General features: G+C 69.1%; 7 protein-coding genes. 5 read left to right on the top strand and 2 right to left on the bottom strand.

What is annotated here, in order from left to right; translation table 11 throughout:
* Nucleotides 1-24 precede the first annotated feature (24 nt).
* Together LE548_RS04990 and LE548_RS04985 are read right to left on the bottom strand one after the other, a co-directional pair.
* Nucleotides 25-2,697, bottom strand: a complete 2,673-nt coding sequence (locus LE548_RS04990; RefSeq protein WP_225095370.1) for a cellulose binding domain-containing protein — start codon at nucleotides 2,695-2,697, stop codon at nucleotides 25-27.
* Nucleotides 2,698-2,856: 159 nt separating this feature from the next.
* Nucleotides 2,857-5,775 (bottom strand): glycoside hydrolase family 48 protein, encoded by a 2,919-nt coding sequence (locus tag LE548_RS04985; RefSeq protein WP_225095369.1) that lies wholly within the window; start codon nucleotides 5,773-5,775, stop codon nucleotides 2,857-2,859.
* Nucleotides 5,776-6,037: 262 nt separating this feature from the next.
* Between LE548_RS04985 and LE548_RS04980 the strand changes: the two genes are divergently transcribed.
* From LE548_RS04980 to LE548_RS04960, 5 genes are all read left to right on the top strand, one after another.
* A complete protein-coding gene (locus LE548_RS04980) occupies nucleotides 6,038-7,516 on the top strand; it encodes a cellulase family glycosylhydrolase (RefSeq protein ID WP_225095368.1) in 1,479 nt (492 codons plus the stop codon).
* Nucleotides 7,517-7,546: 30 nt separating this feature from the next.
* A complete protein-coding gene (locus tag LE548_RS04975; protein ID WP_225095367.1) occupies nucleotides 7,547-9,307 on the top strand; it encodes a glycoside hydrolase family 6 protein in 1,761 nt (586 codons plus the stop codon).
* Between the two features lie 175 nt (nucleotides 9,308-9,482).
* On the top strand, nucleotides 9,483-10,409 hold the full coding sequence (locus tag LE548_RS04970) for a trans-aconitate 2-methyltransferase (protein ID WP_225095366.1): 927 nt from the start codon (nucleotides 9,483-9,485) through the stop codon (nucleotides 10,407-10,409).
* Between the two features lie 86 nt (nucleotides 10,410-10,495).
* On the top strand, nucleotides 10,496-11,197 hold the full coding sequence (locus LE548_RS04965) for an SDR family oxidoreductase (RefSeq protein WP_225095365.1): 702 nt from the start codon (nucleotides 10,496-10,498) through the stop codon (nucleotides 11,195-11,197).
* A 228-nt stretch (nucleotides 11,198-11,425) separates the two neighbouring features.
* On the top strand, nucleotides 11,426-11,973 hold a 548-nt coding region (locus LE548_RS04960; RefSeq protein ID WP_225095364.1), incomplete at its 3' end, for a hypothetical protein.

The following is an 11,973-nucleotide window of genomic DNA, read 5'->3' as shown; positions in this document are numbered from 1 at the left end:
CCGCGCCCCCGCCTGCGAAGGATGTCAACCGGCCGTGCAGCTCTGATCGTTCACGGCGAAGGAGGCCGGCTCGGAGTTGGTGCCCGACCAGCTGCCCGTGAACCCGAAGTCCACGGACGAGCCCGCCGCCACCGTCCCGTTCCAGCTCAGATTCTTCGCGGTTGTTGCCGAACCCGACTGGGTGTAGTCGGCGTTCCACAGTTGCGTGATCTTCTGTCCGCCGGCGAAGGACCAGCCGAGCGACCAGCCGTTCCACGGACTTGAGCCCGTGTTCGTCAGCCGCACATCCGCCTGGAAGCCGCCGGACCACTGGCTGGTGACCGTGTACGTCACCGAGCAGGCGCCGGACCCCGGGGGAGTCGTACCCCCGCCCGAGCCCGTGCCGCCGCTCGTGTCGGACGTGTCGCCGTAGACGACACCCCGGCCGTTGGTGGAGACGTACACGCGGCCGTACACCCTCGGGTCGCCGGTGATCGCCGCTCCGGTCCAACCCCACTGGTGGGCATCGTCGTTGATGCGGGTCCAGGTCGCGCCCTCGTCGGTCGAACGGAAGATGCCCCGTACGCCGCCGATCTTCGCGCTGGTGAAGAGCGTCTGGTACGAGGCTCCGCTCGCCGCCTTGCCGAAGCCGATCGTGTCGGCCTGGTCGACGTTCGAAAGCCTGGTGAAGCTCGCGCCGCCGTCCGTGGAGTGCCACAGGCCGTACGCGCCGTCCGTCGCACCGCCCGCCAGCCATACGTCGCCCTTGGTGCCGGGCAGCGCCTTGAAGCGGACGCTGTCACCGCTCGGCAGGCCGGCCGCCGCGGACGCGGTGAACGTGGCGCCGCCGTCCGAACTGACGTAGAACTTGCCGGACTTGAAGCCGTAGAAGGTCTTGGGGTCGACCCGGTCCGACTCGACGATCGCGCCGGCCGGGATGCCGCTCGACGCCGACCAGGAGGAGCCGAAGCCCGTCGTGTACTGCACGCCCGTGCCGGCCGGGCTCCACACGAAGCGGCTTCCGTCGGAGGCCGCCGCCACAGTGCCGCCACCGCTCACCCCTGACGGGTCCGTGCCCGCGAACCAGTCGGCGCCGTTGTCCGTCGAGAACGCGATGTGCGGACCGGAGTCCAGATTGCCCACCCGGACCACGGTGTTCGGGTCGGTCTCGGCGAAGTCCAGGCTCGTGGTGGTCGTGAACGTCGGGGACGTGTACATCAGCGACGGCACCTTCGTCGGGTTCGTGTGCCGGAAGCCGCCGATGTCACCGAGGGCGCTGAAGAGCTGGGCGCCGCCGGACGGCGGTGAGGCCAGGTCGTTGACCGAGGTCTCCTCCAGACCCTGCACCATCGGCTTCACCGCGAACTGCCCGCCGCTGTCCCAGTTGGTCAGGTTCTCGGTGCCGTACAGGGTGGCACCCGTCCCGTACATCATCCGGTTCGAGTCGAACGGGTCGATCTCCAGCGACTCCGTCATCCAGCCCAGCTTCGGCGTCTGCTCCGGCGGAGACGGATTCGCGCCGAACGTCAGCCAGGGCGAGGAGGACACGTCGATCGTGTAGCGGTTCGAACGGTTGGGATACGACGTGTAGTCCCAGGCCTTGGTCCAGGTGGCCCCGCTGTCGGTCGAGCGGAAGATCTGGGTGTCCGGCCACCAGGAGCTGTATGCCGTAGCCATGACGGTGGACGGATGCATACGGTCGACCGTCAGCCCGCTGAAGCCGTAAGTGGTGTCCGACTCCGCCACCGGGCTGATGTTCGTCCACGTGCCCGTCGCGGTCGCGTACCGCCACAGCCGGCCCTTGCCGCCGTCGTACGGACCGCCCTTGTCGCTGTATGCGATATACAGAAAGCCGTTCACCGCATCCAGTACACCCTTGTGCGCCAGATACCCCGTCGGCTGGCCCGGAAGCCGCGACCACGTCGCGCCCGCGTCCGTCGACCGGTACACCGCGTTGTCCTTGTCGGCGACCCCCACGTAGATCGTCTTCGTCGCGCTCCCCGACGTCCCCGTGGACTCGTCGAAGGTGACCCACACGATCCCCTGGTTGTCGCCGGCGTACCCGGTCGTGTCGGTCGGATCCTGCTGGTAATTGCCGGGATTCGGGAAACTCGTCACCTGCGACCAGGTCACCCCGGAGTCCGTCGACCGCCACAGGCCCTTGCCGCTGGGCGCGCCCAGATACAGCACACTGTCCTTGTTCGGGTCGATCGCGAGCCGCTCGCCCATGCCCCGGCCCGGCATGTTGCCGCCCAGCTTGAACGGCAGATCCGCCTTCTGCCAGCTCGCGCCCCGGTCCGCGGAGCGCAGCACCGCGCCGTTCGTCGGATCCCAGCTGTTGGTGTACGTGCCGACCGCCGCGTACACCTTGTCCGGGGCGGCGGAGTCGGAGGCGAGGCTGACCACGCCCGTGTGCCCCCACTCGGCCCAGCCGACGGAGTCCAGCAACGGCGTCCAGGTCTTCGTCGACTGCTGCCAGCGGTAGGCGCCGCCGATGTCGGTGCGGGCGTAGATCAGATTCTTCTCGGAGCGGTTGAAAACGATCCCGGGGACGAAACCGCCGCCGTCGATCCGGGCGTTCTTCCACGTGTACGTGTCCGCGGCGACGGTCACCTTCGGCGCCGGCGCGGCCGTGGCCGCGGCCAGTGCCGGCGGAGTGCCCGCGAGCAGCCCGGCCGCGAGGGTGAGCACGGCCGCGAGTACGCGGAATCTGCGCATGGTGGGGGGTCCTTCCTGCGTGCGAGGTGGTCTTTCCTTGCGTGCGAGGAGGGCATGACGTGACGACCGGGCGGTCCCCTGTGCGGGAGGGGACCGCCCGGTCCTTGTTCGGCCCCGTCGCCCTGTGACGGGGCCGGGCACGCGGAGCGTCAGCGGGGACTATTCGAGGAGCTCCGCGTACGAGCCCATGGCCAGGGCGATGTCCGCCTGGGCCCAGAACCGGTGGTACGTGAAGACGGGCGCGGCACCGCCCTTGAGGTAGGCCTCGATCTTCGACCAGGCCGGGTCGTTCTTGTAGAAGGACCTGAGCGAGGTGAAGGTGGCCGAGGAGTTGATCGCGTCGCCGTTCGGCATGGTGCCGCTCCAGCCGCTCGGCACGTACACGCTGTCGCCGAACCGGCTGTAGTCGCTGCGGGTCTCGGGGACGGCGATGCCCAGGCTGTCCTGGTAGTTGCTCCACATGCCGTCCAGCAGCGCCTTCGCCGTCGACTTCGCCGTCGCGTCACCGGACTTGGCACCGTAGTACGTCAGCGTCTTCGCATACGCGGCCGCCACACCGACGTCGTTGGTGTAGTCGGCGACCGTCACGTGAAGTCCGCTGTTGGAGCCGGGACTCGACGGGTTCCAGGTGTCCGGCTGACCGGACCACTGGAGGGTCGAGGGGATCTTGTAGGTGCCGTCCGGGTTGATCGTGGTCTGCGACAGCGCCCACTTGACCCACTTGTCGAGGACCGCCTTCGCGGTGGCGTTCCCCGTCTGCTGGTAGTACTCGGCGACCCGCTCCATCGACCACGCCTGGAAGCCGAACCACTGGTTGGACGGCGGGTCGTGATAGACCGGCTCCCAGTCGTAGTACATGCCGTAGAACGTCGGCGTACCGGCCGGCGGGGTGGCGTACCGGCCCTGCCAGCTGTTGGTCGCCCCGCCCGCGATCGCGCCCTCGGAGGACTGCAGCCACTGGTAGAACTCCAGCTGCCGCTGCAGCGACTTGCCCCAGTCCGAGACGCCGGTCGCCGACTTGGGCTCCAGGTCCGGGTAGCTGCTCAGCGCGTAGGCGGCCAGGGGGTTCTGATAGCCGCCGTGCACATGGCTGGAGCCGATCCGCCAGGCCCAGCCCGAGCTGGTGTCGGTGGCGCCGCCCCAGGCGTAGTACCAGGACAGCAGATAGTGCGAGGCGTCCTTGCCGGTGCCGGCCGCACAGGTCGACGGCCCCACACAGTTGCCGATCTTCTTGAAGTACTTGTCGTACATTGCATACCGCAGGTAGTCGCCCATCTTCGCGGCCTTGGCGACCGTGGCGGACACATCGCTGCCCTTGCCCTGCTGCTTCGCCCACACGTCCGCCCAGTACGCCGCCTGCACCGCACGGGCGTCCGCGTCCGGGGCGTCGGTGTACTTCCACTGCTTGGCGTAGGAGTTGTCACCCGTGAACAGGTCCAGGTAGCCGTTCTTGCCGCCGTACTTGAAGGCGTCGCACGTCGGCTGCGGGACCGTCTCCCAGACGGACTCCTGCGGCCCGCGCTGGAAGGTGTTCAGGTACGACGGTCCGCTCGCCGTCGGGCCGCCCTCGCAGGTGCCGCCCGGTGTGTCGCCGTAGCCGTAGACGTTGTCGACGTCCTCGATCCAGTGCATGCCGTATACGTCGTCCGTACCGTAGGCAGTCTTCAGTTCACCGGCTATGGGATCCGATCCCACGGACACCGACGTGTCCAGCTTCGCCGGATACTGGTCCGGGGTGTCCTCCTCGGGCGCGTACGTCGCCGGCTTGGAGGCGTTGTAGAAGGAGTTCGCCGGCTGGTCGGCGTGCGTGGGGATCATGTACTTCTCCATCAGCGCCCACGCGCCGTTGAACTTCGACCAGTCACCGGTGACCTTGCCGTACATCGCCTGCAGCCAGAGAAGGTAGCTGTAGGCCTCCGACGTGGTCTCGTGGCCGTAGTCCGGGGCCTCCACGATCAGGGTCTCCACCGAGTGGTAGGGGATGCCCTGAGGGGAGAAGTAACCGTTCGCCGGGTCCGTGATCTTCCCGTACAGATCCAGGAACCGCTGGTCGTACGCCTTCGTCGCCGCCAGCTCCGTCACGGTGACCGTCGCCTTGGCATGGCCCGCGGCCGAGGCGGTGAAGGTCGCCGCACCGGTGCCGGAGGAGTCCGCCGAGACGGTGACCGTCTGCGCGGTGTTCCAGTTCGACGGAGTGAAGGTCAGGGAGGAGCCGCCGGACACGGACAGGCCCGTGTTGCCGTCCGTGCGGGCCACGCTCACCGTCACGTTCGCGCTCGGCTGCGTCGACAGCTTTACTCCGAACGTCCCCGACTTGCCCTGCTGGACACCGAGTTGGGCCGGCGAGGCCACCACCGCCGGGCCCGAGACGACCGTGACGCCCACCGGCGTGGACTCGGCCGACGCGCCCGTGCTGTCGTACGCCTTCGCCACCAGCGAATGACTGCCCACGGTCAAAGTTGAGACGGAGAGCGAGTACGGCGCGCTCGTCGCCGTCCCCAGCAGCGTGGTGTCGTCGTAGAACTCCACCTTGCTGATCGTCGCGTTGTCCGCCGCCGCGGCCGTCGCGGCGAGCGGGATCGCGTCCCCTTGCGTGTACACCGCACCCGCACTCGGGCTGGTCAGCACGGTGACCGGCGGCTGGTGCGCGCCGGCGCAGGTCGTGCCGTTGACCGAGAACGAGGCGGGAGCCGTGTTGGTGCCGCTGTAGGTGAACTGCGCACCGGTGGTGACGGCCGCGCCCGCGGCGATGGTGCCGTTGTACGAGGCGTTCTGCACGGTGACCGTCTGGCCGGACTGGGACCAGGTGCCGTTCCAGCCGTTGCTCAGCTTCTGATTGCCGGAGTAGGCGTACGACAGCGTCCAGCCGTTGACGGCATCCGTGCCGCGGTTGGTGATGGTGAGTCCGGCGGTGAAGCCGGAACCCCAGTCGTTGGTCGTGTAGTCGACGCTGCACTGCACGGACGCCGCGTGCGCGGTCGTCGCACCGGCGGCGAGCATCGACAGAGGCAGGGCGAACGCGGCCGCCATGGCGGTGCACCACCGCCGCACGGCTCTGCGTCTGCGTCCGGGATCCATGTGCTGGTTCCTCCTTGCGGGCTTGCGGCTCGGAAAGAAGTCAAGGCTTGAACCAGTGGGAGCGCTCCCATAGTGGGGACGACCCTGTGAGGGGTCAAGGTGCTTGAAGAGTCGAAAAGATTCGACCCGGAACTCTTGAGGAAAAGTCAGCAACTCCCCTGGGCAACCTGCCCACTTGGCGCTACCTTCCTTCGCACCAGTGGGAGCGGTTCCAGTCAGTCGACGCGCCTGTCACGGCGCGCCACACTGCAAGGAGTCGCTCATGCGACACCCCCCGCGTTCAGTACTTTTAGCCGCCGCCGGCGCGGTCGCGCTCATCGGGAGCGCCGTCGTCCCGGTGGTGTCGGCTCAGGGGGCCACGCCCGCGTGCACGGTGGAGTACTCCGTCACCAACCAGTGGGCAGGCGGCTTCCAGGGCTCCGTCACCATCACCAACAACCAAGCCGCACTGAGCAGTTGGCAGCTCGGCTTCGACTTCGCCGACGGCCAGAAAGTCACCCAGGGCTGGAACGCCACCTGGTCCCAGTCCGGTACCACCGTCACCGCGGCGAACGAGAGCTACAACGGCGTCCTCGGCGCCGGCGCCACCGTCACCGCCGGCTTCCTCGCCTCCTGGTCGGGGAAGAACAGCGTGCCCACCGCGTTCAAGCTCAACGGCACCACCTGCAACGTCGATGCGCAGCCCCCCACGACACCACCGCCGACCTCGCCACCGCCCTCGACCGGCGCCGCGCCCGCCCTGCATGTCTCCGGCACCGAACTCGTGGACACCTCCGGTGCGACCCACCGGCTCCTCGGCGTCAACCGCTCCGGCGGCGAGTTCATGTGCGTGCAGGGCTACGGCATCTGGGACGGCCCGGTGGACGACACGGCGATCAAGGCGATCGCCGACTGGAAGGCCAACGCCGTCCGCATCCCCCTCAACGAGGAATGCTGGCTCGGCCTCTCCAACGTCAAACCCGAGTACGCCGGCGCCAACTACATAGCCGCCGTCAAGGACCTGGTCACCCGCGTCGAGGCACACGGCCTGACCCCGATCCTCGACCTGCACTGGTCCTACGGCCAGTACACCGGCAACTCCGCCGGCTGCTCCGACATCCACGCCACCTGCCAGAAACCCATGCCCGACAAGCAGTACAGCCCCTCGTTCTGGGCCTCGGTGGCGAGCACCTTCAAGAACGACCCGGCACCGGTGTTCGACCTGTTCAACGAGCCGTACCCGGACCGGGCGACCTCCAGCACGGCCGACGCCTGGAAGTGCTGGCGGGACGGCGGGACCTGCCCCGGGATCTCGTACGAGGTCGCCGGTATGCAGAATCTCGTCGACAGTGTCCGGAACACCGGAGCCAAGAACGTCATCATGGTCGGCGGTCTGGCGTATGCGAACGACCTCAGCCAGTGGACCGCCTACAGACCGCAGGATCCAGCAGGCAATCTCGCCGCCTCCTACCACGTCTACAACTTCAACACCTGCTCGTCGACGAGCTGCTGGAACTCCACGCTCGCCCCGGTCGCGGCCCAGGTGCCGCTGATCGCCGGCGAGATCGGCGAGAACACCTGCTCGCACGGTTTCGTCGACCAGGTCATGAAGTGGTTCGACGACCGGGACCTGTCCTACCTGGGCTGGACCTGGAACACCTGGGACTGCTCCTCGGGGCCGTCCCTGATCTCCGCCTACGACGGCACACCCACCGCCTACGGCATCGGGCTGCGCGACCACCTGCGCGCCCTCAACCCGTAACTCCCCACACCGGAAGAGGAACCCGCACTCATGAGTCGTACCAGAACGTCGCTGCTCGCGGCCCTGGCGCTGATCGCCGGGGCATCCGGGACGGCGCTGACCACCACCCCGGCCTCTGCCGCGGCCGACGCCATCCCCTGCACCGTGGCGTACACGGTGCAGAATCAGTGGGACACCGGTTTCACCGCCGCCGTCACCGTCACCAACAATGCGGCGGCGACGTCGAGTTGGTCGGTGAAGTGGTCGTATGCCGGCAACCAGCAGGTCACCAGCGGCTGGAACGCGCAAGTAAGCCAGAGCGGCAGCACCGTCACCGCCGCCAACGAGAGCTACAACGCCTCCCTGGCGACCGGAGCCTCGGTCAGCTTCGGCTTCAACGCCTCCTACAGCGGCACCAACGCCCTGCCCACCACGTTCACCCTCAACGGCGTGACCTGCAACGTCGACGACGGCACCGGCAGCGGAGGAGGCACGGGCGGCGGCAGCGGAGGAGGCACGGGCGGCGGCACCGGAGGAGGTACGGGCGGCGGTACCGGCAGCAAGGTCGACAACCCCTACGCCGGTGCCAAGGTCTACGTGGACCCCGAGTGGTCCGCGCACGCGGCAGCCGAACCGGGCGGGAGCCGCGTCTCCAACCAGCCCACCGCCGTCTGGCTCGACCGCATCGCCACCATCAACGGCGTGAACGGTGGCATGGGCCTGCGCGACCACCTGAACGCGGCCCTGAAGCAGAAGGGCTCCGGCGACCTCGTCGTTCAACTGGTCATCTACGACCTGCCCGGCCGCGACTGCGCCGCCCTCGCTTCCAACGGCGAACTCGGCCCCGACGACATCGCCAAGTACGAGACGAACTACATCGACCCCATCGCCTCGATCCTTGCCGACCCGGCCTACGCGAGCCTCAGGATCGCCACCATCATCGAGCCCGACTCGCTGCCCAACCTGGTCACCAACTCCGGCGGCACCAACACCAGCACCCCCGCCTGCGAGACCATGAAGGCCAACGGCAACTACGAGAAGGGCGTCTCCTACGCCCTGCAGAAGCTCGGCGCCATCCCGAACGTCTACAACTACGTGGACGCCGCTCACCACGGCTGGCTCGGCTGGGACACCAACCTCGGCCCCTCCGTGCAGGAGTTCTACAAGGTTGCCACCACCAACGGAGCCGGCGTGAACGACGTCGCCGGGTTCATCGTCAACACGGCCAACTACAGCGCCCTCAGGGAGCCGTACGTCAAGATCACCGACACGGTGAACGGCACGACCGTGCGCCAGTCGAAGTGGATCGACTGGAACCAGTACGTGGACGAGCAGTCGTATGCCGTCGCCCTGCGCGACAAGCTGGTCGCAGCCGGCTTCGACCCCGGCATCGGCATGCTGATCGACACCTCCCGCAACGGCTGGGGCGGCTCCGCCCGGCCCACCGGTCCCGGTGCGCTGACCTCCGTCGACACCTATGTCAACGGCGGCCGGATCGACCGGCGCTTCAACGTGGGCAACTGGTGCAACCAGAGCGGCGCCGGCCTCGGCGAACGACCCACCGCCGCCCCGGCCGCCGGCATCGACGCCTACGTCTGGGCCAAGCCGCCGGGGGAGTCCGACGGGGCCAGCACGTCGATCCCCAACGACGAGGGCAAGGGCTTCGACCAGATGTGCGACCCGAGCTACGGCGGCAACGCCCGCAACGACAACAACCCCAGCGGCGCCCTGCCGAACGCGCCGCTGGCCGGGCACTGGTTTTCCGCCCAGTTCCAGCAGCTGATGCAGAACGCCTACCCGCCGCTGCCGTAACAGCCGTGACACCGGCGCGGTGAACGTCCGCCGGGGCCCCGCCGTCATCGGCCGGGACCCCGGCGGATCAGCGGTTTTGCGAGAACAGCAACTTTTTGCGACACCGGCAACAGAACTGGCCCCCTCGCGCGGTGCCGTCGCACGCTGGCGGCAACCGAACGAGAGGCTGAGCACCATGACACACGGGCACCACGACCACCAGACACATCAGGAGCACCACACGCACCAGGGACACGCGGGGCACGGCCACGCTCACGGCGACGACATCGACTGGGCCGCGATGGCCGAGATGCTGGAAGCGGAGGCCGGACTGTACAGCCGGGTGTACGCGCGCGCCCTGGCCTGGCTGGGCAAGGACGTGACCGAACCCGGTCTGATCGTGGACGCGGGCAGCGGGCCCGGGGTGATCTCCTGCCTGATGGCGGAGACGTTCCCCGGCGCCCGGGTGGTCGCCGCCGACGCCTCCGCCGAACTGCTGGAGCGCGCCCGCGCCCGCGCCGCCCGTCAGGGCGTCGCCGACCGCTTCGACACCCTCGCCGGTGAACTCCCCGATTCGCTCAAGGAGTTGGAGTACCCGGCGGACTTGCTGTGGGCCAGCCGCAGCCTGCATCACCTCGGCGACCAGAAGGCCGCGCTCAGCGCGTTCGGCGCCCGGCTCGCGCCCGGCGGCACGCTGGCGATCCTGGAGGGCGGACTGCCCGCCCGCTGGCTGCCCCGTGACCTCGGCTTCGGCCGCCCCGGACTCCAGGCCCGCCTCGACGTCGCCCAGGAGGACCGTTTCGCCAGGATGCGCGCCGAGCTGCCCGGCTCCGTCGCCGAGACCGAGGACTGGCCCGCCCTGCTGGGCGCCGCGGGCCTGAAGCACACCGGCACCCGCAGCTTCCTGCTCGACGTACCCGCCCCCGTACCGGACCGGGCCCGCGCCTTCGTCGCCGCCGCGCTGACCCGCAGCCGGGACGTCCTCGGCGAGGCGCTGGACGCCGAGGACCGCGCCACCCTCGACCGGCTCCTCGATCCCACCGACCCCGTGAGCGTCCACCAGCGCCCCGACGTCTTCGTCCTGGCGGCCGTCACGGTGCACCGGGCGGTACGGCCGGTCTAGCGGTACGGCCGGGCAGCCGGCGCTTGACTTCGAGCGCGCTCCACGTGATGGACTCCCCGGCGTCACCGACTCACAGGGGGATCCACGTGAACGACTCTCCGGTCGCACTCATCACCGGCGGCGCCACCGGCATCGGCGCCGCCGTCGCCCGGCAGCTGCTGGCCGCCGGACACCGCGTCACCGTCACCGGCCGCACCGAAGCCCGGCTGCGGGACTTCGCCGACGGGCTCGGCCGGCCCGAGGAACTGCTGACGGTCGCCGGTGACGCGTCGGCGTTCGACGATATACAGAATGCTGTCGACCGCACACTCAAGGCATACGGTCGACTGGATACAGTCGTCGCCAACGCCGGCTTCGCCACCCACGACAGCGTCGCCGAGGGCGACCCGGCCGGCTGGGCCGAGATGATCCTCACCAATGTCCTCGGGCCGGCCCTGCTCATCCGCGCCTCCGTCGAGGCCCTGAAGGAGTCCCGCGGCCGGATCGTCCTCGTCGGCTCCGTCGCCGGGTTCGTGAACACCCCCGGCAATCTCTACGGCGCCACCAAGTGGGCGGTCACCGGGCTGGCCGAGAACACCCGGCGCCAGGTCACCGACTTCGGGATCGGGGTGACGCTGGTCGCTCCCGGCCGGGTGGAGACCCCGTTCTGGGACGGGCTCGGCAGTCTGCCTCCGGGGCACCTGCTGACCGCCGACCAGATCGCCGACTCGGTGCTCTGGGCGATCCGGCAGCCGGCCGGGGTCGACGTCAACACCGTGGTCGTACGTCCGCTGGGTCAGCCCAACTGAGGCGGGGTCCTTCTGTCAGGAAAGTTTCCTACCGTGCGTCGGCCGCCGTGACCTTGTTGCCTCGGCGCCATGTCCGCTTCAGTCCCCCGGTTGCGAACCCCCCAATCCTGTGCGTATTGCGGTGATTTGTATATCCGGGCAAGACTGAAGAGGACGTTTGCTCCGGTTCTTTCGGACCTGTCTGCCGCCGTCGGCCCGGCACGGTCGCGGCTGCGGGAGGTGAGACGCATGTTGTTCGTCCGCACGGTGTACGCGACCGGTGATCCGGCACAGCTGGGCACGGCCATCCGGTCGCTGAACACACAGGGCCACGACCTGCTGGAGGAACGGCCCGGCTTCCGCGGCGCGGGGGTCTTCGTCGACCGGGACCTCGGCACCCTGCTCGCGGTCAGCTGGTGGGAGTCCGCCGAGGCCCGCGACAACAGCGACGAGGTGATGCGCGAACGGCGGCCGGGCCTGCTGCGGCCGTTCGCCGGGACCGTCGCCGTCGAGAACTACGAGGCCACGGTCTTCCCCGTCGGACGCCGGCCGCTCACCGGCGGCGGAATGCGCCTGAGCCGGCTGGAGTTCGCGCCCGCGGACGCGGACCTGGCCTTCGACACGTTCCACTCCGGCGTGCTGCCCCGGCTGGAGGTGCTGCCCGGCTTCACCGGCGCGGCCCTGTTCCTGGACCGGGGGCGCGGCAAGGGCATGACCGGAGTCCTCTTCACCGACCGTGCCTCACTCACCGCCTCCCGGGCGGGCCAGGCGGTGATCCGGCGCGAGAGCGTGGCCAA

Source organism: Streptomyces sp. CoH27 (assembly GCF_020181035.1).
Classification (GTDB): Bacteria; Actinomycetota; Actinomycetes; order Streptomycetales; family Streptomycetaceae; genus Streptomyces; species Streptomyces camelliae.
The sequence above is the reverse complement of the archived record's forward strand: the minus strand, read 5'-3'. Positions and strand labels throughout refer to the sequence as shown.